Annotated in this window: 17 protein-coding genes and 1 pseudogene; 11 read left to right on the top strand and 7 right to left on the bottom strand. The window is 51.5% G+C overall.

Annotated features, from left to right (window positions below; genetic code table 11):
* Positions 1–35 precede the first annotated feature (35 nt).
* Positions 36–1076: a hypothetical protein gene (locus Q3F21_RS12000; protein WP_340252798.1), complete on the bottom strand. Its 1041-nt coding sequence runs from the start codon at positions 1074–1076 to the stop codon at positions 36–38.
* Between the two features lie 52 nt (positions 1077–1128).
* On the opposite strand from Q3F21_RS12000, the gene Q3F21_RS12005 reads away from it, so the two are divergent.
* From Q3F21_RS12005 to Q3F21_RS12015, 3 genes are all read left to right on the top strand, one after another.
* The gene (locus Q3F21_RS12005) at positions 1129–1884 is read left to right on the top strand and encodes an MBL fold metallo-hydrolase (protein ID WP_340252992.1); all 756 of its coding nucleotides are present in this window, start codon (positions 1129–1131) and stop codon (positions 1882–1884) included.
* A 17-nt stretch (positions 1885–1901) separates the two neighbouring features.
* On the top strand, positions 1902–2462 hold the full coding sequence (locus tag Q3F21_RS12010; protein ID WP_340252800.1) for a class I SAM-dependent methyltransferase: 561 nt from the start codon (positions 1902–1904) through the stop codon (positions 2460–2462).
* Positions 2463–3303: 841 nt separating this feature from the next.
* Positions 3304–4386: a YheC/YheD family protein gene (locus Q3F21_RS12015; RefSeq protein WP_340252802.1), complete on the top strand. Its 1083-nt coding sequence runs from the start codon at positions 3304–3306 to the stop codon at positions 4384–4386.
* 62 nt (positions 4387–4448) lie between these two features.
* On the opposite strand, the gene cbpB is transcribed toward Q3F21_RS12015, so the two are convergent.
* Entirely contained in the window at positions 4449–4925 is a 477-nt protein-coding gene (gene cbpB, locus Q3F21_RS12020; RefSeq protein WP_340252804.1) for a cyclic-di-AMP-binding protein CbpB, read from the bottom strand.
* 290 nt (positions 4926–5215) lie between these two features.
* Between cbpB and Q3F21_RS12025 the strand changes: the two genes are divergently transcribed.
* Positions 5216–5923, top strand: a complete 708-nt coding sequence (locus Q3F21_RS12025) for a hypothetical protein (protein ID WP_340252806.1) — start codon at positions 5216–5218, stop codon at positions 5921–5923.
* A 16-nt stretch (positions 5924–5939) separates the two neighbouring features.
* Here Q3F21_RS12025 and Q3F21_RS12030 read toward each other — a convergent pair whose 3' ends face one another.
* From Q3F21_RS12030 to Q3F21_RS12040, 3 genes are all read right to left on the bottom strand, one after another.
* Positions 5940–7076 carry an acyltransferase gene (locus Q3F21_RS12030; protein ID WP_340252808.1) on the bottom strand — a complete coding sequence of 379 codons (1137 nt, stop codon included), beginning with the start codon at positions 7074–7076 and terminating at the stop codon, positions 5940–5942.
* Positions 7077–7122: 46 nt separating this feature from the next.
* Positions 7123–7998, bottom strand: coding sequence for a lipoate--protein ligase family protein (locus tag Q3F21_RS12035; RefSeq protein WP_340252810.1), 876 nt, complete (start codon positions 7996–7998; stop codon positions 7123–7125).
* Between the two features lie 161 nt (positions 7999–8159).
* Positions 8160–9395 (bottom strand): S-layer homology domain-containing protein, encoded by a 1236-nt coding sequence (locus Q3F21_RS12040; RefSeq protein ID WP_340252812.1) that lies wholly within the window; start codon positions 9393–9395, stop codon positions 8160–8162.
* Between the two features lie 457 nt (positions 9396–9852).
* Between Q3F21_RS12040 and miaB the strand changes: the two genes are divergently transcribed.
* The 6 genes from miaB to mutL all read left to right on the top strand — a co-directional run bounded on the left by miaB (position 9853) and on the right by mutL (position 18835).
* Positions 9853–11364 (top strand): tRNA (N6-isopentenyl adenosine(37)-C2)-methylthiotransferase MiaB, encoded by a 1512-nt coding sequence (miaB, locus tag Q3F21_RS12045; protein ID WP_340252814.1) that lies wholly within the window; start codon positions 9853–9855, stop codon positions 11362–11364.
* Positions 11365–11368: 4 nt separating this feature from the next.
* On the top strand, positions 11369–11815 hold the full coding sequence (locus tag Q3F21_RS12050; protein WP_340252816.1) for a RicAFT regulatory complex protein RicA family protein: 447 nt from the start codon (positions 11369–11371) through the stop codon (positions 11813–11815).
* A gap of 131 nt (positions 11816–11946) precedes the next feature.
* Entirely contained in the window at positions 11947–12507 is a 561-nt protein-coding gene (gene cotE / locus Q3F21_RS12055) for an outer spore coat protein CotE (RefSeq protein WP_340252818.1), read from the top strand.
* Positions 12508–12961: 454 nt separating this feature from the next.
* Positions 12962–13957, top strand: coding sequence for a putative amidoligase domain-containing protein (locus tag Q3F21_RS12060; protein ID WP_340252820.1), 996 nt, complete (start codon positions 12962–12964; stop codon positions 13955–13957).
* A 99-nt stretch (positions 13958–14056) separates the two neighbouring features.
* On the top strand, positions 14057–16636 hold the full coding sequence (gene mutS, locus Q3F21_RS12065) for a DNA mismatch repair protein MutS (protein WP_340252822.1): 2580 nt from the start codon (positions 14057–14059) through the stop codon (positions 16634–16636).
* Between the two features lie 21 nt (positions 16637–16657).
* Positions 16658–18835 (top strand): DNA mismatch repair endonuclease MutL, encoded by a 2178-nt coding sequence (gene mutL / locus Q3F21_RS12070; protein WP_340252824.1) that lies wholly within the window; start codon positions 16658–16660, stop codon positions 18833–18835.
* A 100-nt stretch (positions 18836–18935) separates the two neighbouring features.
* On the opposite strand, the pseudogene Q3F21_RS12075 reads toward mutL, so the two are convergent.
* Together Q3F21_RS12075 and Q3F21_RS12080 are read right to left on the bottom strand one after the other, a co-directional pair.
* A pseudogene (locus Q3F21_RS12075) lies at positions 18936–19997 on the bottom strand (hemolysin family protein).
* 157 nt (positions 19998–20154) lie between these two features.
* Complete coding sequence (locus Q3F21_RS12080; RefSeq protein ID WP_340252826.1) at positions 20155–20829, bottom strand: SIMPL domain-containing protein; 675 nt, start codon at positions 20827–20829, stop codon at positions 20155–20157.
* Positions 20830–21090: 261 nt separating this feature from the next.
* Here Q3F21_RS12080 and Q3F21_RS12085 point away from each other — a divergent pair, with 261 nt between their 5' ends.
* Entirely contained in the window at positions 21091–21876 is a 786-nt protein-coding gene (locus Q3F21_RS12085; RefSeq protein WP_340252828.1) for a class I SAM-dependent methyltransferase, read from the top strand.
* Positions 21877–21878 lie beyond the last annotated feature (2 nt).

Below are 21878 nucleotides of genomic sequence, written 5' to 3' on the forward strand. Positions count from 1 at the left end.
TTTTTGATTTGGCCAAACCTTCGGGGATAGCGCGGTCAAGACGTCGGTTTCCGGCGGATTTGCTGGATGAACAGCATCAGAAGGAACAACATGACGAGTTGTCCAAACAGCGGATAGAGAAGACGAAGCAGGGGACCAAAGCCGATAAAGCTGATCGCGTATCCCCCCAGCAGAATGCCTGCTACAATCGTATGCCGGCGAAGACCTGTTGCCTTCTTGATCTGCTCAGATAGGCCAAATACATTCGCGACAAGCGTGGAAAAGATTTCCGTGTAGACCAGAATCGAGAAGAAAAACGGAATTCCTTTGCCGAGTCCCTGCAGCAGAGCGATCATGGGCATCTCCGCTTGACCGATCGCCGGCATGCGAACGGACATCGAAGCATAGGCCAACAGTAAAAGAGTGCCAATGCCCAGCCCTCCCAGCACTCCTCCCCATATAAGTGGTCTCTCGCTAAAGCTGTGACGGCCGATCGGAACAAGCACAGCTTGTGTCAGCGAGATATTTAAGGCAACATAGTAAAGAGGGGAGCTGAGCCAAGCCCACGGCTTGATGATTTCGACAAGCGGCCCGTCATCCAGCCAAGGCCGGGAATAAAGAAACACGAGGAGGGTAAAGCCGATTAGTAGAGGAACGAACAAGCTGTTGACAGAGTGTATGGCAAACAAGCCTTTTCGCGCCACCAAAAAAATCAGGATCATGCTTACCCAAATCCCGAGCTGCGGAGATAATTGAAAAGACTCCCAGAAGACAGCTCCCGTTGCTGCCAGCATCACAGAGGTCGTCCCAAACAATACAGTCAAAAGCAGCATGTTGAAGATCGTACCGACGGGTCGTCCAAACAAATAGGTGCTCAGGTCCTGGTAAGAATCGGCCTGAATTCGATAGGATAGCACCATGACGCGAATTCCGCCCCAGATAAACAAGCCGGTCGCAAGCAGTATGCCCACCAGCCCCTGGGAGCCGTATTGAACAAAAAACTCAACGATCTCTTTACCGGAAGCAAACCCTGCCCCCACCACCGTACCGATATACGTAAAGGCAATTTGCAGTGCGGTCTTCCAAGAACGCTGCATGACAAACCTCCTGTCCCACTTACTTCATCCTATGAGAGAGGAAGCGATGAATATGCTCCTTACTGTACTGGGGTTTCAGTCCCCTTATCCGGGCCCTTGCGGGGCGACTCCCGGCTACCTGATTCAGACGCCTTATACCAACCTTCTGCTCGATTGCGGGAGCGGCGTATTGGCTCAGCTTACCCGGTATCTGCCGATTTGCGATCTGGATGCGCTCATCCTTTCCCATTATCACCATGACCACGTAGCCGATATCGGGGTATTGCAGTACGGCCTTATGGTCCATCAATTGTTTGGCCAGCGGGACCAGAAGTCTCCGCTGCCGATTTATGCTCCAGGCGAGCCGGAAGAAAAAACTGCCGAATTGGTGTACCGCGATGCGACTCGTTTTTACCCGGTAGATGAAACGACAGCTTTGACGATCGGAGATATCCGCGTCTCGTTTCTCCGTACCGATCATGGCGAGGGCGATCCTTGCTATGCAATCCGATTGGAATCGTCGGGAAAAACGATCGTCTATGGCGCGGACAGCGGTCCAGGAACGGATTGGACAAAGTTCGCCAGCCAGGTCGATCTGTTTATTTGCGAGGGCACGTATTTGGAACGGAACAAACCCGCGCGGCCAAATGGACACCTGAGCGTAGGGCAGGCGGCTGAATGGGCGGAGAAACTGGGCTGCCGATCGCTTCTCCTCACCCATCTGTTCCATGCGTATACGGAAGAGGAAGTACGTCAAGAAGCCACAGCGTACCGGAGCGGCACTTGTCATGTTGCGAAAATCGGTTTGCAGATAGATCTGTCATTGTAAGAGAGGAGAGAAACAAGATGTTTCCCAATGTCCTGGAAGTAGCACGAACATTAATACGGGAGAGAGTTTCAGCGGGGGAGACAGTGATTGACGCGACGATGGGAAACGGGAACGACACCCTGTTTCTGGCTCGTCATGTAGGGGAGACAGGCAAGGTCATTGCCTACGATATTCAGCCGCAGGCCATGGAGAAAACAAAAGAACGACTAGAGCGGGAAGGTGTCCTCGATCGGGTAGATATGCGGCTTGCGAGCCATGAGGAAATGGCGCAGCTGACAGAGCAGGTAGGAGCCATCATGTTTAATCTGGGGTATTTACCCGGAGGAAACAAAGAGATCACAACCCAGGCTGCCAGTACGATAAGGGCGATTGAAGCAGGCTTGTCCCTTTTAAAGCCAGGCGGAATCATGACCGTTATGGTTTACTGGGGGCACCCTGCTGGCTCCGTAGAAAAGGAAACGGTGCAGTCGTACTGCTCGCAGCTTAGCCAGCTGGAATTCCTGGTGCTCCAATACCAGTATCTCAATCAACAAAACCAGGCGCCTTTTTTGCTGGCCGTAGAACGAAGAGAAATGTAGGAGGGCAGAAGGGATTTCTTTCCCGGGCAAGCGCATGTTCCGACAACCGGAAAAAGAGTGCCATACGTTGTCGAATGAGTTGAGAGCACTCACGTAACGATCAAATTGGACGACGAAGCCCGGCATACGTGAACCCAGAAGCTGTGTCGGAAAAACCAGGAGCCGAGGAATATTGGTGATGTATCATCGCTTTTCTCGACTTAGCCCCTTTTGGTTGTGAGGGATTTCCTTCGAGCCTACACCGTGCAGGCAACTTTCATCGCAAACGGCGTTCAATCAAATGATGAGCCGATATGAACCATTACACGATTTGATAAACGGACGGATAACGGCGATGAAGCGAGCAAAGCCGATTCACAAAACATCACATCTGGAGAGGAACTGACGACCACATAAAAGATCATGGTCGTCAGCGTTACATGATGCTACGGTGTAGGGCACTTGGAATTTCCTCCTGGGACAAGTACGCAGGACCCAGGAGGAGGATCACCAGGGCATGATTTGCTCGGCTTGCAAAGACTGTCAGGATTTGCTGCTAATGCACCACTAGTTGCCGACATAATCAACATGGCAGCAGAAGCTATTGCAAGAAACTTTTTCATAAGATCACCTCCGCTCTTCCGAGTTTTTCAGGATATGGGATTTATATCCTGTAGATTAAAACGAAAAATACTAAGAAAAGTAACAACCAAATTCAAAAAATTTATTCGACAAAAAGAAAAGTCCCCTATCGAGACCCTAATCTTCGGCTGTCATGGAACAATTTCAGGAAAATAGGCACGCTCTTCCTGTGGGCGATACATACCCTATGATGAGGAACGCATCGAGGGGGTAAAACTCCATGGATAAAGTCGGGATCATGCTAGATTGGAACATCATCCAAAACGGCATTAGCGGCAAAAAAACGTATGAACGACTGCCTTATTATGTGGAGATCGGGAAAGAGTTAGGTCTTGAGCCAGTTTTTTTTCATCCTCGTCATGTCCTGCAGAACGGAAAAGTAAAAGGCTACTTTTGGAATGGAAGCCGCCTCGTCCCGAAAGTTGTTCCGGTACCGCGAGTCATCCACAATCGAGTGCTGACGGGAGAGGTGAAAGCGCGCCAGGTGATCAGGCGCCTGAGCAGGACTCAGCTCGTTTTTAACGGTCTGGTCGTCAGAGACAAGCGGAAGGTTCATCAGATGCTCTGGCAAAACCCGAGATTGCGCGCCTATTTGCCCCGTACGGTCCCTTATTCCAGAGACAATCTCCGACATTTCCTAGATCGCTGCCGAATCGTCTATGTGAAACCGTCGGTAGGGTCTGTTGGGATCGGAGTGGTTCGGATCGAGCGAGAGGGAGATCAGTACCATTTCATCTCCTCAAAGTTTCGAAAGGCGCTTTCCCGGCAGGGGCTGCAGGTTGAGTTGGCGAGGTGGATCGGGAACAAGCGCTATTTGATTCAGCAAGGGATCCCTTTGGCCCGCTTCGAAGGCAAAACATACGATATACGGGTCTCCGTTCAAAAAAACCGGGAGCAGAAGTGGTGCGTAAGCGGCATGGTAGCAAAAGTGGCCAATCAAAAAAACAAGCTAAGCAATTTGGCCCGAGGCGGCCGGGCGTTTTCGTTGGAAACAGTCTTGAGCGAGAGGTTTTCTCCAGAGGAACAGCAGGAAATCATCGGGAGGATCAGTGAGGCAGCCGTGCAGTTGGCCAGACAGTATGAGAGGCATTACCCGTCACTGGCAGATTTGGGAATGGACATGGGAATCGATGAACAAGGAAACCCCTATCTGATCGAGATCAATATTCGGGATCAGCGCTATTCCTTTTTCAAGGCGGGGGAAGTGGCGATGTTCCGGCAGACCTATCGCCATCCGCTTGAGTACGCCAGCTCCCTGATGAAAGGGATGGTCCCCTCTATTCATGGGAAAAGCATCGAGTAAAAAAGCAGACCTGACTGCCGTATGGCCAGGCCTGCTTTTTGTCTTTTGGAAATAACGCAGCACTATGTAGCGTCAGATGGGGCGGCTTGATTTTCTGCCGCCGGGTGGGGAAGATGACGGAAATGACGATAAGCCACCGCCAGTATCGATTTTCGCGTCAAGATTCCCTGGAAAACCCCCTCATCATCCTCAATGCATATGAATGGATGGTTGATCGACATTTCCAACGCTTTCAAAAACTCCTCCGAATTTTTCATCCGGGCGATTTTGGTCGTCATTACCTCATCAACCGTATAGTCGTCCATTTTTTCATATTCAAATCGTTCCAAGCCCAGGATTTTGTTTAAAATATTCGTTGTGCTGACTTGACCGTGCAGCCGATAGGAGTGATCCAATACGGGAATTGCCGAATAGCCAGACTTGATCAGTACGAGCAGGGCGTGTTCCAGAGAGTTCCCCAGCTGTACGTGAGCCACTTTTGTCGATGCAATCACAAGGTCTTTAATTTTGGTATGGAGCAGTTGCCAGTCCGGATTCAAACAATATCCACCACCTTTCTCTACATTGGCGAACCGATTCGCCTTATGTGGTTCACCTCTATGATACCGTATGTAAGGAGGGAAGGGTAGGGCTGTCGTGCAAACAAAAACAAAGATGCCCGGCACCAAAGCCGGGCGATATCGAGGTGTGGAACGAACGTCCCTTGAATGTAAGTATGCAGGATGGCAGGGCTATTTACACTAGGATTTTATAGGAAAGCAGGCGTAACCTTTTTCCCGGCTCAATCGTCTTACTGATGGATCCTCCAATTGCTAGGAGCTGTATAACCATGCGTAAAACAATTTGGGGGGCAGTTGCCCTGTTCATGATCTTATCCGCGGGGGTGGGTCTTTTAATCGGTAGACAGTTGTCTGTTCACGGCTCAGGAATTTATGACGGACAACAGAATCGCGTTGCTGAATGGATCGTGGAAGATTTGCGTGACGGGCTCGATCAGAATGTCCGCAATCAGGTTGATCCTGCCCATATTACGGTGGTTCCCGTCGGAATCAAGAGCATGGCCTTATCCGGGGAAGCCCCTTCTGCTGTCGCCGGCACATTCGACGCTCCCGACCTGCTCGCGGCTGTCAATTTGCCGGGAGGCACAGGCTTGACGATCTTGTACGAGCATCGGGATGGACAATACGAAGCAGTTCTGAGCAAGCAGGAGAGCATCTTCAGCTATCAGGTTGTAGGGGAGGATTACTTGGTGCTGACGACAGACGTATCAGCCGCACAAGGCGATGAGCGCACCTTGTATGTGATTCATAAGACACCGGAAGGTTACCGAGAGGCGTGGAGCGGCATTGCCCACCGACGGAATCAAAACGAGACGATGGATGTTCTGGATGCCACTGTTAAGCTTGATCCCGAGGGCAAAACCATGGTGTATTTTAGTTTAGAGCGCACTTTGGACCAGACAGGTGTCGCATTGATGGAGAAAAGCTCCTACCAGCTGCTTCGTTACAATGACCGGACCCATCGGTTTGAAAAGTAGAAGGCGCCTGCATTGCTTAGGCGCCATGCGTGTTCATTCGTGCCGGACGACGGCTCTTTCCTCTGGACCGTTTGCTCCAGTAGGAGATCAGTGTATGCTCATACAGGAAAATGCACAATGGCGGGGTAATCACAAACATGGCCGCCATTATGACCGGAGTTGACCAGTCAAGCCGAAAAATGACGTGGCTTTCCAACAGAAACAGGATGAGCGGATGCACGAGATAGATAGCCATGTTATGCTTTGCCCATTTGGACAGCCATTCGCCGAGTACCGGCAATTTTCCCAAGTACCGGGAAAGCGGGTAAAAGCTGATCAGGAAGCTCGTCGTATAGGTCAGGTACGTGGGCTCGAAAATATTCAGGCTCTGTTCGTAGCTCATGTGGCCGTTTAGATAGCGGTACGCGATCCAAACGGCCAGACTGAGAGTCACAATCCAGGATGGCAGCTGCAATCGCTTTGTCCAGAGTCGCCACTTGTCAACATGAAGTCCGGCATACGCTCCCAAAGCAAAGGTGAAGAAGTACATACAAGCGTAATTCTGGCTGCTTACATATCCGTATTCAACCAAAGAGAGCAATGGATGAGCCGACCAATCGATGACCCACAGGGGGTCTGTAAACAAGCAGCGGAAAACAAGGTAAAGCGCATTTTGCAAGAGAAACAGAAGAGCTACCATCCAAAAGCGCAGATACCGTTCAAACCAGCCCTTGCAAACGAAAAAGAGCAAACTCAGCTGGAGGTATAGCGGGATATAATACAGATGATAAAAAGAACTGCCGGTTAGCAAGCTGTGAAAAAACTGTGGCGCCAATTCCGCCACGTTCACTGTTTGCAGCTTGAACACCGTATAAATCGCAGTCCAGATCATATAAGGCAAGACGATGACTCTAAAGCGCTTTCGCCAGAATATCCCCCAGTCGACCTGGCGTTTCCGATACCAATAAAACAGCAACATCCCCGTTGCGAAAATAAACAGAGACCGTCCAAACCTGAACAATATCAGCATGACCGCCTCGACGTCTGTATTCAAGGGATACTCGTTTTGTGTTTGAATAAAGAAGCCCAGGATATGAATGACCAAGACAGTAGCTGCCCCAAAAACAAAAAGGGCATTCAGATCCTGAAAGGTCCCCTTTCGATCGCTACTCATATCTCCTCCTAAAGGTTCTGACCGCACATATCATCGACACGCACGTTTATTTCCGGCTGGCAGCATCCCCGTTTTCGGGTTGGGCCGCCAATCTCCAGTCCGCTTTTCTGAGCGCTTCCGCCGGAAAAGCAAATAAGCCCAGACGTTCCGCTAAATGGACGCGAGATTCGGAAAGCGCCACCGCGTCGACGGCAAACGAAGCGGGCTGTATGGCCCATTCTGCTTGGATGGCGGCAAACAACCGTTCTTTGACATCGTTCACCGTGACGATGTTGCCGGTTAGCGCGTCGATGCTGCCCACTGTTGTGCCGTCGATAAACGGAATCGGCTTGTTTTTCTCCATCTCGTCCAGGCCGGCCAGAGCGTAAAACTGTTCCATCCAATCTCCGCGGGGCTGGTCTTCCACATTGATGCACAATTGCAGAATGGAGCCAAAGCGGGTGCGGCGCTGAGCCATGCCGCCAATTTTTTTTCCGCGAATCGAAAAATCATATTCTCCCGCACAGTATGAGCCTGTAACCTCCCCGAACTCGATTGCTCCGTAGTCACGCAGCCCGACGGAAAGCAATTCGGTGACGAAGCGGAAAAATGTATCGATAGAGATGGAGGTATCAGGCAAAAGACAAGCCAGGTTTAGTACACCCGCGTCGAGCGGGACACAGGCACCGCCAGAAGACCGCAGCACACAACCAAACCCTTGTTGCCCAAAATGGCGCAAAGCGTCCTCCAGCCGGGGGAGCTTGGCGTCGCGCCGCCCCAGATACAGAGCTTTGTCATACACCCACAAATGTAAAATGGGTGCTGCTCCTTCTCTTTTCATTTGAGCCGCCAACGCTTCATCGCAGGCAAGAGGCTCAAGCGGACTTTCCCGATAGATGCCCGAGTCCATCCACAAAAACGGCTGATTTACAGAAAATGACATAGGAAACCCCTTCCCGGTCAAGAATCGCTACCATTATAACTCTCAACGCCATTCATTTCTAGTGATCTTCAACACGCAATTTTTGCCGGGAATAAAAAGACCGTCTCCGACGGCGGGTCACAAGCGGACCGCGGGACCGACGAAAACGGTGATCGCGCAAATCAGTCAAGCACTTTAAACGTGAAATTATCGAGAGAGGTCAGCTTGCGCGGAGCATCTTTTGTCGCGTCTTTTTGCAGATACAGACCGAGCTTTGTGCTCGCAAGCTTCAATTTTTGTTGGCCAAACAGGTATTGATTGTTCATGTAAATCGAGATGGCATCGTCTTTGACGACAATTTTTAATTTATTTGTCCCTTTGAGCTTGTAAGAGCCGGATGCGATCACATCCACATCATCATCGTTGACGTCATTCACGGTCGCGAGGGTCACCCTGTCTTTGTTCAGGAAAACAACGTGTGCCTTGCCGTCCTTTTCATTAAAGTAAAGACCCCCCAAGCCATTTGTGCCGTTTGCGTTTACGTCCACGGACATTTCAAAGCGATCGGTACTGGCTTTCTCGTTCCAGATCAAAGGCAGGAAGAAATGTTCCAGCTTGCGGTCGGTTGTTGTTGCCGTCGCCTGGTTGTTGAGAACGCCCCAAGTGCCAAGCGCGTTGTCTGTATCCCAGTTTTTCAGCTCATCCGAAGAAAAATTGTCGCTGACGCTGGTCGGAAGCTCCGGAGTTGGTTTTTCAGGGGACGGGAAGACCACTTTTGTTTCATCGTCCTCTTCATCGCGTTCCAACAAGGCGCGATAGAGCAAAGAAGCGGCTTCCGCGCGAGTGATCGCGTCTTGCGGGCGGAAATAGTTATTGCTTCCTTTCATCAGGTCCGTTTGAATTGAGATGGCTACGTATGGGCGAAGCGCAGCGGAAATACGGTCGCCATCATTGAAGCGTTTGAGTGCGCTCAGATCCGCTTTGGTTGTGCGGTCGTAGCCCAACAGGCGCACGAGGGCGACGGCGATATCTTCCCGTACAGCATACTGGTCCGGCTTGTACGTATATTTGTTCCCGGACTTATAACCGGTCAGGTACGGTTTCGCGTATTCTACATAGTAGAAAGCCCAGTGATTTTTAGGGACATCCTGGAACGTCTGGCTGACCTTTTGCTTGTAGATATCGACACCTGCTGCTGCAATCATGATCTTGGCAAATTCGGCGCGGGTTACCTTGTTGTTGGGACGGAATTTTCCATCCTCATAGCCTTTGATAATCCCTTTGGACGCCATTGCCTGGATTTCTTTGTACGCCCAGTGACTCCGAGGGACGTCGGAGAAGGTCGTCGACGCGTTGACGAACGGCACGACAGTGACAAACATCATCACTGCCATTAAAAATGTGAGAACTCTTTTCATAGAAACCTCCTGATCTCTTTTGATTTCGTTCGGCCTGCTACTATGACGGCGGGGGACAAGGAGAAGTTGCAGGAAACCAAGCCTGTTTGGTAAAAATGCGTAAATAGTCTCACGAAGACGAATCGTTTCATGCCGAAAGGAACAAGCAGCAAAAGACAGAAACGGTATTGTTTATCGATGTATCGAAAGTCAGGGTCGCTCTATCGACGGAAAAGTGTCAGGAAGAAAGCGGGTCCTAAGCAGATGTGCTTTTGGAAGATTATATGGGATTGTTTCGCCAATCATGTATCTGCTTTTCGCGTACATGCCGTATGGATTGGACGAAAGGCGAGCGGACGAGGCTCCCGGGAATCTTCATAGGATATTCGCATTTCATTTCGGGAAATAGGAGCGGATGTGCTATAATCATGAGTTGTAACAACCTACAAGTACATCTTGCAGATGAGGTGATAGACTGATGTCAGTAAAGAAGGAAGCGACTCCGGACTTAAAATCCGGGAAGTCATCCAAAACCGTAGAGGATTTCGCCAAATTTTTTCAACCCCCCTCTTTAAAGGAAGCAAAAAAACGGGGGAAAGAAGAAATTCAAGTACACTACAATTTTGATATCCCGGAAGTGATGAAGGGGATCGGGAAAGGCAAACGGTATCACGTTCGCACCTATGGCTGCCAAATGAACGAGCATGATTCGGAGACGATCTCGGGCATTCTCGAGCAGATGGGATACACATTTGCGGAAGAGCTTGAGGAGGCAGATGTGATCCTCTTCAATACCTGTGCGATCCGGGAAAATGCCGAGGACAAGGTGTTTGGGGAGCTGGGACACATGAAGCGGCTGAAACACAACAACCCGAACCTGATTCTCGGCGTCTGCGGATGCATGTCCCAGGAAGAGAAAGTCGTCAACAAGATCCTGAAGAGCTACCAGCAGGTGGATTTGATCTTCGGCACGCATAATATTCACCGGCTGCCTTTCCTGCTTCGGGATGCGATGTTCAGCAAGGAAATGGTCGTCGAGGTGTGGTCCAAAGAAGGCGACATCATCGAGAACATGCCGAAAAACCGCGTGGGCAACATCAAGGGCTGGGTCAATATTATGTACGGCTGTGACAAGTTTTGTACGTACTGTATCGTTCCGTATACCCGCGGGAAGGAACGCAGCCGCCGTCCCGAGGACGTGATCGCAGAGGTTCGCGATTTGGCCCGCCAAGGCTTCAAGGAAATTACATTGCTCGGTCAAAATGTAAACGCCTACGGAAAAGATTTTGAGGACATGGAATACGGCTTCGGCGATCTGCTGGACGAAATCCGCAAGATCGACATTCCGCGGATTCGGTTTACGACCAGCCACCCCCGTGATTTTGACGACCACCTTATCGAAGTTCTGGGAAAACGGGGCAATTTGGTGGAGCACATTCACCTGCCGGTTCAATCCGGTTCCACCGAGGTATTGAAACGGATGGCTCGCAAGTATACGCGCGAACATTATCTGGACCTGGTGCGTAAAATTAAAGCGGTGATTCCGGATGTAGTGCTGACGACCGATATTATCGTCGGCTTCCCGGGAGAGACCGATGAGCAGTTCGAAGAGACGCTTTCGCTAGTCGAAGAAGTCGGCTACGATTCCGGGTATACGTTTGTGTACTCTCCGCGCGAAGGCACGCCGGCTGCTGTCATGGAAGACAATGTCCCCATGGAAGTGAAAAAGGAGCGCCTGTATCGCTTGAATGAACTGATGGCCAAGATCAGTCTGGAAAAAAATAAACCGTTGCAGGACCAAGTCGTAGAGGTACTCGTCGAGGGCGAATCGAAAAATAACCCGAACGTACTGGCTGGACGTACGCGGACAAACAAGCTGGTCCACTTCGTCGGTGACAAATCGCTGATCGGCGAGTACACGCACGTGAAGATCACCGACGTGAAAACATGGACCTTGCACGGGGAAATCGTGACAAAAATCGAGGTGTAAAATGATGGAGCAAACTTACCTGTATACACAAAAAGAAATACTGGACAAAGCCAGAGAGCTGGCCGCTATGATTGCGCAGACCAAAGAAGTGGATTTTTACAAGCGGGCAGAACTGCAAATCAAACACCACGAGCGCGTGCAAAATTTGATCGACGAGTTAAAGAAGAAACAAAAGCAGATGGTCATGTTTGAATCGATGAATAAGCCAGAGCTGGTAAGCAAAGTAGAGGCGGAGTACAATCAGCTTCACGATGAGTTGGACAGCATTCCGCTTGTAACGGAGTTCAAGCAGTCGCAAGTCGATGTCAACGACCTCTTGCAAATGGTTACGACGGTTATTACGAATACCGTTTCGGAGCGCATCGTTCTGGATACCGGCGGGAATCCGCTGACTGGCGAGACCGGCGGCGGTCCAGAGAAAAAACATAAGGACGGCTGCTGCTCCTCCTGATCACGTAATGGCCGCAGATGCGATAGGATGAACCTGCGACAAGCCTTGCCAAAATGGCAGTGGGTGTTTGCACCCTAGTCGGATGCCCTGCATACAAATGTACAGAAACGTTGTATGGAGGAGGTAACGAAATGTCGGGTACAGACAAAGACCTGCAGTGCCGGGAACTCATCGCAAAAGCCGTCTGCGGTAAAGGTCATAAATTCACACAAACGACCCACACCATCATACCGTCGCATACTCCTTCGACGATCCTCGGATGCTGGGTGATAAACACGAACTTCCAGGCAGAGAAGGTAGGGGACGCGGTTGAGGTATCTGGTACGTATGACGTCAACCTTTGGTACTCGTTTGCCGATAACACGGAAACCGAAGTAAAGCGGGAGACAGTCAATTTCTCCGTACTCGTTCCGCTCACGTTCTTCGACAGAAACAGCCGCGGAGACCTGGAAATCATGGCCCGTGCCGTTGAACAACCGAAGTGCGTCAAAGCCGAACTGAGTGGCGGCGGCTCCGTCACTGTCAAAGTGGAAAGTGAATATGCCGTCGAGATCATCGGGGAAACCAAAGTATGCGTAGTCGTCTGCCACAGCTGCGATGACAAGGAATACCACCTGATTGGTGATTACGAGGACAGCAGCGACGAGTTTGATGACTTTGATTCGGCCACATTGCTGGACGAATTGGACTAAGAGGAGAGCGACCATCTCCTCTTTTTCTTTTTGTCATAAAATGCTTGTCTGCAAGAGAGAAGAGCGGCTGCTTCACTTTTTGCCGGTTTGCGACATAGGCTATCACATCAGAGTGGAGGTGAGGCCCTTGTTTGCAAAAAGTGGAGTGGACAGCTCTCAAGCCGTATGGAGTGATCCTGGATGCGAGCCAGCCTTGCCGATCAACGAAGAGAGTACAATGACTCTATTGCAAAAAACGAACCGCGTTCATTACCTCTTGCGCACCAGCGGTATACCTGTGACGACAAAGGATCCTCCTGAACCCGGAACGAGGACCTACCGCGTGCACCTTTTTCAAAACCACGTGTTACGTATTGAGAGATGTCAGGTGCAACAGCATTGGACGAAGTACTCCGTCGCACACAGCGAGTTTCAACGCATAAATCCAGCGGATGACGATTATGAGGCAAGGGCTGTGATACATCTTGCTGTCCGCAGCTTGTATGCCGTCGGTTTGCACCTCGGAGAGATTATTTTGCGGGCGGCATCTCCGTTTCGCGTAAAAGTTCGCAGTATATCCGCCGAATGGCCCGCAGAGCACAGGGAGGGACTCCTCGCCGAAGCAAAAGCGTGGTGGTCCCAGGAACAGAGTCGCTGGAACGCAAATCATATTCAGCTTGGAGCTGATCCTGAATTTGCGCTACGGCAGCCTGACGGCAAAATGGCGCTTGCCTCTGATTTCATGGGGATACGTGGTGTTGTAGGGTGCGACTCAACCCGTTATCGCGAAGACCTCGCGCTTCATCAGCACCCTCTGGTCGAGCTGCGCCCAGCGCCTTCCGGAGACCCGGATGCGTTGTTTTCCCGGATTGTCAAAGCCCTTGGTGCTGCAGCCAGAATAATCGGAGATAAGGAAGTACAGTGGATCGGCGGAGGCATGCCATTTGACGGTTACCCGACAGGGGGGCATATCCACTTCAGCGGGATCAGGCCCCACTTTTCCCTGTTTCGCCGCCTGGATGCCTATCTCGCGCTTCCGCTCGTTCTCGTAGAAGATGAAGGTTGCCAAAAACGGCGCCCGCGCTACGGTTTTCTCGGCGACGTGCGGGAGAAGGACTACGAGACAGCCAGAGGCTTCGAGTACCGGACATTGCCAAGCTGGCTTGTGCACCCCGTCATTGCGAGAGGCATTCTCCATCTGGCGTACCTGGTGGCAAGTTCGGCAGACAAATTGTCTCGCAGCTGCACCTCCCCGGCTTTGATGCGCGCTTATTATCGAGGAGAAAAGGAGAAGCTGGCACCCTATGTGAAAAGCATTTGGCAAGAGGTATCCATGCTGCCCGGCTATGAGCGGTCCCGCAGCCCTTTGGACGCTTATTTTTCCTTCCTGCTCGCAGGCAATGTTTGGCCGGCAAACAGCGATCTGCGAAAAGTATGGTGCCATTACGTCGGGAAAGCAAGCAGTCAATAAAAGGAATCACTTGAAGTCATACACGGGGAAAGGTTCAACATACCCGTTTCCCCGTGTTATAATGAACAAACGAGAATGGAAGCTAGGAGATAGGTTGCGATGACTCAATATACCCCGATGATTCAACAGTATCTGGCGATCAAGCGTGACTACCCGGATACTTTCTTGTTTTTTCGCTTGGGCGATTTTTACGAACTGTTTTTTGAGGACGCTGTTCTCGCCTCTCGTGAACTGGAAATCACCCTTACAGGACGCGAGGGCGGCGGAGAAGAAAAAATTCCGATGTGCGGCGTTCCTCATCACTCTGCGGATGCTTACATTGCCGAATTGTTGAAAAAAGGCTACAAGGTAGCGGTATGTGAGCAAGTAGAGGATCCCAAGGAAGCAAAAGGGGTCGTCCGTCGGGAGGTCACGCGGGTGATTACCCCCGGGACGATGATGGAGGGAAGATGGCTCACCGACAAGGAGAACAACTACATGGTGGCGATTGCGGAAGCGGAAGGCAGCATGGGTGTCGCCGCTTGCGACATGAGCACCGGAGAGATGTATGTGACCTCGCTGATCGGCAGAAGAGAAGGCGCGCTGGACGAAGCGATGCAGTACCATCCCAAGGAATTGGTCTCGTCCGGTTGGAACGGAGAGCTCAAAACAAATGTACCGGTAACATACATAGAAGGCAATAAGGTGGATGCGTTTGCCGTCGATCACCAATACGGCGACGATTCCCGCGGGCTTGATCTCGCCATGCGTCTGGCGGTCAACACGCTGCTCCACTATATCGGCGTTACACAAAAGCGAAGCCTGTCGCACATGCGTTTGATCAAGCGTTATGACGCCAAGCAATATTTGCAGATGGACGGTTTTTCCCGGAGAAATCTGGAGCTGACGGAAACCATTCGCGACAAGTCGAAGAAAGGCTCGCTGCTCTGGCTGCTGGACCGCACGGAGACTGCGATGGGAGGAAGGCTGCTGCGTCGCTGGATTGAGCGACCGCTGGTAAACAAAGTCGAGCTGGAATCGCGGCTGGATGCCGTTTCTTATCTGAAAGGAGACTTGCTGCTTCGTTCCGATTTGCGGAACTGCCTGGACCAGATGTACGATCTGGAACGCTTGGCAGGAAGGATCTCGTACGGGAATGCCAATGCTCGCGATCTTGTGCAGCTGCGGCATTCGCTGGAAGCTGTACCGATGTTGAAACGGCTGCTGCTGGAGACGAATGCGCCGGTTTTGACCGGGTTGGCCGAGGGAATGGACGAGTGTACAGACATTGTTTCGCACCTGCAGACGGCTCTTGTGGACGATCCGCCGGTTTCCGTACGGGAAGGCGGATTGATCCGGACCGGTTACGATGAATATTTGGACAAGCTGCATACAGCGAGCCGCGAGGGCAAAACATGGATTGCCCAACTGGAGCAGACAGAGCGGGAAGCGACCGGGATTCGCTCGCTAAAAGTGGGCTACAACAAAGTGTTTGGCTATTACATCGAGGTTTCGCGGGCGAATCTGGCGAACATTCCAGCGGGGCGGTATGAACGAAAGCAGACACTCGTCAACGCGGAACGCTTCATTACACCCGAATTGAAGGAAAAGGAAGCGCTCATCCTGGAAGCGGAAGAGAAGCTGATTGAGCTGGAGTATCAGCTGTTTGTCCAGGTGCGAAACGAGGTAGCTGCCCACATCCCGCGATTGCAGGGGCTTGCGGAGCGGGTGGCTGCAATCGACGTGCTGCAGGCGTTCGCGACGGTAAGCGACGAACGCGGGTATGTACGGCCGGAGTTGGTCACGACGGGAGAGTGTGTCATTACAGACGGCAGACATCCGGTGGTAGAGGCTGTCCTCGAGCGTGAAAAATACGTCGCAAATGATGTGCACATGAACCAGACAGACAGGCAGATTCTCCTCATTACCGGTCCGAATATGGCCGGGAAGAGCACGTACATGCGGCAAATCGCGCTGTTGGTTGTCATGGCGCAAATCGGCTGCTTCGTGCCGGCAAAAGTAGCCCGGTTGTCCTTGGTTGACCAAATTTTCACGAGGATCGGGGCGGCGGATGATCTGGCCTCCGGGCATTCCACGTTTATGGTGGAGATGCTGGAAACCAGGCACGCCTTGCAAAAGGCAACAGCGCAAAGCCTGATCCTGCTCGATGAGATCGGACGGGGAACCTCTACGTATGACGGCATGGCTCTGGCTCAGGCAGTGATCGAATACATCAGACAAAAAATTGGAGCCAAAACGTTGTTCTCCACGCACTACCATGAGCTGACAGGTCTGGAGGAAGCCTTGACAGGAGTTGTCAATGTGAACGCACGCTGCGAAGAGAGGGAGGGCAAGCTGCTCTTTTTGCACAAGATTGAACCAGGCCGTGCAGACAAAAGCTATGGCATTCACGTTGCAGAGCTGGCCGAGATGCCCCGCCAGGTCATCGAACGGGCCCGGGAGATCTTGTCTGGATTGGAGTCGGCGGGCACGGCGGCGTCAGGTGATGTGCAAATGTCTTTGGAGACGCTCTGGTCGGCTCCAGTGGCTGCTGTCCGTGAAGAACCGGTGTCCCCGTTGACGCCGGAAGAGACACAGGTGCTTGCTGAGCTCCGCGAGCTGGATCTCAATCAAATGACGCCAATGGACGCCATGTTGAAGCTTTTTCACTGGAAACAGCAAATCAAGAAGAGCACGTAAACCGGTTCGAGGAGGAAAGCAATGGGGAACATACATGTGCTGGATGAGCATCTGGCCAATATGATCGCCGCTGGCGAAGTAGTGGAGCGGCCGGCTTCCGTTGTCAAAGAACTGGTGGAAAACGCGATTGATGCAGGGGCGAGCACAGTGGAAGTGCATGTGGAGGAAGGCGGTCTTTCCCTGATCCGTGTCGTGGACAACGGACAGGGGATGGATCGCGAGGATTGCCGTCTCGCTTTTGAGCGTCATGCGACGAGCAAAATTCGCAATCCGAGGGATTTGTTCCGCATACGGACACTCGGTTTTCGCGGAGAGGCACTGCCCAGTATTGCGGCTGTTTCCCGGATTGAACTGACAAGCACCCAATCAAGCGGTCAGGTGGGGACGCGACTGGTCTTGGAGGGAGGACAGGTTGCTAGCATCAGCGAAATCGCAGCTGTCAAGGGGACGGAAATTGCGGTTCGCGACCTGTTTTACAATACGCCTGCCCGTCTCAAGTACATGAAATCCATCTCAACGGAGATTGGCCATATTTCCGATTACGTCAATCGACTGGCCCTCACTTATCCGGATGTGGCATTTGCTTTGACCCATAACGGAAAGAACCTGCTGCATACGACCGGGGACGGCAAGCTTCTGCATGTGATGGCGGCTATTTACGGTGTGCAGGTAGCCAAGCTGCTGCTGCCGATCAGCGGAGAGACGCTTGATTTTAAGTGGACGGGGTTCATCTCCAAAACAGAAGTAACCCGAGCCAACCGTTCGTATCTGTCCACCCTCGTGAACGGACGATACGTGCGCCATTTCGGACTGAACAACGCGATCATGCGCGGCTATCATACACTGCTTCCGATCGGACGCTACCCGATCGTCACTCTCCAGATCGAAATGGACCCGACTCTGCTTGATGTAAACGTTCATCCTGCGAAGCTGGAAGTCCGCTTTAGCAAGGAGGACGAGCTGTGCACGGCCATCGAGCAATGTGTGAAGGAAACGCTGCTCCGGGGACTGGATATCGTCCGTCCGCTTACGGCGGAACGCAAGGCCAGAGTCATCGAGCAGGTGGTTCAGCCGCAATTCGACCTGACGTGGGCAAAGCCCGCCAGCCAGCCGGATATAAACGGGTCAAGCCCGCTTCAGGCGGGGAGCGGGAGAGGAGAGCAAGCTCTGAATGTTCCGGGAAGGCAGCAGCCGATTTTCAACGGCTTCCTATCCGAAACATACAGGGAAAACGAAAGGAAGCAAGTATTCAGGGAGAGCGAAAGGAACCAGACGGTTGACACCCTGAGCATGGCTGAAAGACAAGCTGGAGCGGACGCTGACACTGATGGGCCGACCAACGAGCGTGAAAAGCAGGAATACCTCGCTGTTAAAGAGGCGGGGGAAGTATATGCCGCTGCAAAAGAAGGTCGCAATGGCATCGATTTACCACCTGTTCCATCAGACTACCTCCCGGTGAGCTCCGCTTTCGAGACACATATGGACAAGGGGGAACGAAGTTTTTTCCCACCCTCTGATCGGCGGCAGCCGCATCCAGGAGAACGTGCAGACGAGGAGACTGCAAATCAATTCGGGCAAGAACACGAAGCCGTTCCCGAGAGAACGGAGACCGTACCGCAAATGTACCTAGTCGGCCAAGTCCACGGCACGTACATTGTGGCTCAAAATGAAAGCGGCATGTATCTGATCGACCAGCACGCGGCTCAGGAACGAATTTTCTATGAGCATTTCATGCAAAAGCTGGCGGAAGAAAGCGTCGCAAGTCAGATGCTGCTGTTTCCGCACACGGTCGAATTGACAGCGCAGGAAGCGTTAAAGCTGGAGAAACGGCTGCCGCTGCTGCGGTCCTTTGGACTTGAGATCGAGTCCTTCGGCAGCAAGACGTACATCGTCCGCGCGCATCCGCACTGGTTTCCCGAAGGAAGCGAGCTGGAGGTAATCGAAGAGCTGGTCCAATTTGTCATGGAGGCAAGCGAGGCCGCTCAAGCTGACATCCGGTCCATGCGGGAAAAAGCGGCCATCCTCATGTCGTGCAAAGCATCGATCAAGGCGAACCGCTTTCTGACTCACGCAGAGATGGAAAGCCTGCTCAACCAGCTTCGGGAGAGCTCAAGTCCCTTTACCTGCCCGCACGGTCGCCCGATCATCATTCACTTTACCAGCTATGATTTGGAGAAAATGTTCAAGCGTGTCATGTAGCAAACAGACAAACAGGGTCAAGGGCTGCTCACTGCACAAGCCCTTGACCCTGTTTTTTTGTCTTTGCCTATGAAATGACGGCAAGAAGGAAAAGCGCCGGTTAAGACTCTATCTTGGAGATCTCAAAGTATTTAAGCGTATGTCCGGACCGTTCGACAACCTTGAAGCAGTAGCCGTCTGCCACAATCCTGTCGCCGATCTTGGCGGTGAAGTTGCTCAAGAGGAACCAGCCGCCAAGGGTATCGACGATGTCGTCTGAAAGGTTGGTGCCGAGCAGTTCGTTTACGTCGCTGATGATCAGCTTCGCGCTTAAAATGTAGTGATTGTCTTTCACTTTGCGAATGTCGGGGATTTCGTCAGCGTCGAATATGAATCATCCCGAGAATATCGTCCTTATCCCCATTCACGATAATGTAGCATATAATTTTCTTTACTGATCGTTTGCACCATTTCGTCTAACGAATCGTGGATCGACAAGCTGACGATTTTTGTGCGGGGAACCATAATTTCTTTGGCGATTCTTTCATCAAACTCGAAAATATTGTTCACATACTTCAATTCATTCTGATTAATTGCCCCACTTTGGTAGCTTTCCGACAACAGCAGCCGGAGCTCTTCCTCGGAGTGGGCCATTTCATGCTCGGAAGCCGGCTTCATTCCAAAAATGCCGACCAGCACGCGTGCAGATCCATTTAATAACCAGATGAATGGATACATCAATTTGTAAAACCAGATGATCGGTCTGGCAAAAAGCAGTGTGATCGTCTCGGTTTTTTGAATGGCGACGGTCTTTGGCGCCAGTTCGCCCACGACTACGTGAAGATAGGTCATGGCAACAAAGGCGATACCGAAAGACAGAAGATGGGAAACGGAGTCATTCAGGTCCCATCTTACAAATAACGGATGCAGCAGCCTTTCAACTGTAGGCTCACCTAACCAACCTAGTCCCATTGCGGTAACCGTGATACCCAATTGGCATGCAGACAAATACTCATCGAGGTGTGTGGTCACTTCCTTTGCGGCGCGCGCGCCACTACGGCCTTCCGTTACAAGCTGGTCGATCCTGGTGCTTCTGATCTTCACGATCGCAAATTCAGTTGCCACAAAAAAACCGGGTAAATGCAATCAGTATCACTACCAGTATTAAGTTAGCTAATTCCAATGAGCAGCCTTACAGAAGTAAGGCGTACACCTCCTCGTGCGAATGTATGGTCAGTTGCATCTATATTAGCATCTACGAATATGAATGCATACGGTTTCAAAATCTTTTGTAAGTTTTTGCGCAAGAAGGCAAACTCCAAGGCTGCTGCTAGTGGCCGTTAACACGGTGCAAAGGAAAATTCCGTATGAACGGAAGCGCGAATTTTAATTTCTCCCGGCTGTATCGGGGTGGTTGCTCTGGCCAGAAATGCCTCGGCACGGGAGGTAACAGGTTCCGGGGCTGAGGTCATTTCTTGCACCTGATGCGGAATGGGATTGTAGCGGACGCCGAGGGTTCTTGCAATCGTAGCTGCTTTTTGCTGACTGTCCTTGACGGCCATGACGAGGGCTTGATTGTAGTAGTACTCCGGGTCTCTGACCGTAAATTGAATGCTGGAAACGGTGTTCGCCCCGTTCTCGACAGCCGTATCGACGACAAGTCCGGTTTGTTCGATCTGGCCGATAATCACTTGCAGCATGTGCGTGACCTTATAGCCCTGGAAAATTTGTTTTCCTTCATGGTATTGGTACTCGATTTCGATTTGGTAACGGATCGTTTTTATCAATTCTTGCGGAATTCCCAGTTTCATCAAAGATTGAATGATTTGCGACACAGCTTCTGCATTTGTTGTTTGAGCAAGCTGGAGATTTTTGTTTTCTGTAATGGTTCCCAGAATCGCAACAGCTTGGTCCGGGGCCGTGTAGATTGTTCCTTCGCCTGTGACCTTGATCACATAATGATCCTGAGAAGTTGGCTGCAAAGGAAAATGAGACATGGATTGATGAGGATACATCAAACGAACCACCTCGCAAAAAAATATGCTCTCTACACTGTATTACGCCGTAGGCAGACCATACCTGAAGATCAAAGGTTCATCTTTTGCAAGCCTCATTCGCCCTAAATCTGGCCAAGCAGCGGAAACAAATTTGACATCCCTATCTGGAAAAGATATAAAAATGAAGTGGACAAGAATCCCAAAAGGACAAAATGTGCAATGATTGAAAAAAGGAGAGTTTCAGACAGATCATGACTTCTATTCGAACGGGTGATACGGATGATTGTCACCACCTCTCTTGAGCCGAGCGCAGAAACGACGAGGCACGCCCTGGAGCTGGCAGCGCGTTTCAAGCTGCCACTTGTAGAGCGAAAGGACTACTCACTGGCAGAGTTGAGACAAAGATTTGCTGAATCGGAAGTATTGATCGTATCCTCCAAGGGAGCTAGACTGGAGGCAGAGGGCAAGACGGCGTTCTTTTTTCATCCGAATACGGCTGCATTTCGTATAAAGCGGTTGGAGCGCGGCGATAATGATACTATGCTCGCTGTTTGCCAAATCCAGCCAGGCGACAAAGTCCTGGATGCCACGATGGGCTTGGGTGCTGATTCCATCGTGTTTGCCCATGGCGTTGGAGAAGCCGGACGTGTCGTCGGGATTGAATCGGAGCGGACCATCGCTTTGTTGGTTGAAGACGGGCTTACGTATTGGCCGGCCGAATCACACGCGCTGCGTGAAGCGATGAAGCGAGTGGAAGTCCGGATCGGGCACCACTTGGACGTATTGACAAGCTTGCCTGCCGATTCGTTTGACGTGGTCTATTTTGATCCCATGTTCGAAGAAACGGTGAACAGCTCCGCAGGGATTGCCGGGGTCAGGGAATGGGCGAATGCCGGTTCCCTGGAGGAGGCTGCCGTAGCGGAGGCGCTTCGCGTCGCCAGAAGGCGTGTCGTGCTGAAGGAAGGAAAGACAGGAAGGCTGTATCAACAGTTCGGTTTCACTCCCTATCGAACCAGAGGAAACCAGGTCGTATACAGCTATAAAGAGAGAGGCGGAGGGGAGTGAAT

The organism is Brevibacillus borstelensis (genome assembly GCF_037834415.1).
GTDB classification, from domain to species: Bacteria; Bacillota; Bacilli; order Brevibacillales; family Brevibacillaceae; genus Brevibacillus; species Brevibacillus borstelensis_A.

Excerpts from the sequence above, each read along its gene's own strand:
- Q3F21_RS12000 (WP_340252798.1), bottom strand. The coding sequence starts at position 1,076 with ATGCAGCGTTCTTGGAAGACCGCACTGCAAATTGCCTTTACGTATATC.
- Q3F21_RS12005 (WP_340252992.1), top strand. The coding sequence starts at position 1,129 with ATGCTCCTTACTGTACTGGGGTTTCAGTCCCCTTATCCGGGCCCTTGC.
- Q3F21_RS12010 (WP_340252800.1), top strand. The coding sequence starts at position 1,902 with ATGTTTCCCAATGTCCTGGAAGTAGCACGAACATTAATACGGGAGAGA.
- Q3F21_RS12015 (WP_340252802.1), top strand. The coding sequence starts at position 3,304 with ATGGATAAAGTCGGGATCATGCTAGATTGGAACATCATCCAAAACGGC.
- Q3F21_RS12025 (WP_340252806.1), top strand. The coding sequence starts at position 5,216 with ATGCGTAAAACAATTTGGGGGGCAGTTGCCCTGTTCATGATCTTATCC.
- Q3F21_RS12030 (WP_340252808.1), bottom strand. The coding sequence starts at position 7,076 with ATGAGTAGCGATCGAAAGGGGACCTTTCAGGATCTGAATGCCCTTTTT.
- Q3F21_RS12035 (WP_340252810.1), bottom strand. The coding sequence starts at position 7,998 with ATGTCATTTTCTGTAAATCAGCCGTTTTTGTGGATGGACTCGGGCATC.
- Q3F21_RS12040 (WP_340252812.1), bottom strand. The coding sequence starts at position 9,395 with ATGAAAAGAGTTCTCACATTTTTAATGGCAGTGATGATGTTTGTCACT.
- miaB (WP_340252814.1), top strand. The coding sequence starts at position 9,853 with ATGTCAGTAAAGAAGGAAGCGACTCCGGACTTAAAATCCGGGAAGTCA.
- Q3F21_RS12050 (WP_340252816.1), top strand. The coding sequence starts at position 11,369 with ATGGAGCAAACTTACCTGTATACACAAAAAGAAATACTGGACAAAGCC.
- cotE (WP_340252818.1), top strand. The coding sequence starts at position 11,947 with ATGTCGGGTACAGACAAAGACCTGCAGTGCCGGGAACTCATCGCAAAA.
- mutS (WP_340252822.1), top strand. The coding sequence starts at position 14,057 with ATGACTCAATATACCCCGATGATTCAACAGTATCTGGCGATCAAGCGT.
- mutL (WP_340252824.1), top strand. The coding sequence starts at position 16,658 with ATGGGGAACATACATGTGCTGGATGAGCATCTGGCCAATATGATCGCC.
- Q3F21_RS12080 (WP_340252826.1), bottom strand. The coding sequence starts at position 20,829 with ATGTATCCTCATCAATCCATGTCTCATTTTCCTTTGCAGCCAACTTCT.
- Q3F21_RS12085 (WP_340252828.1), top strand. The coding sequence starts at position 21,091 with ATGATTGTCACCACCTCTCTTGAGCCGAGCGCAGAAACGACGAGGCAC.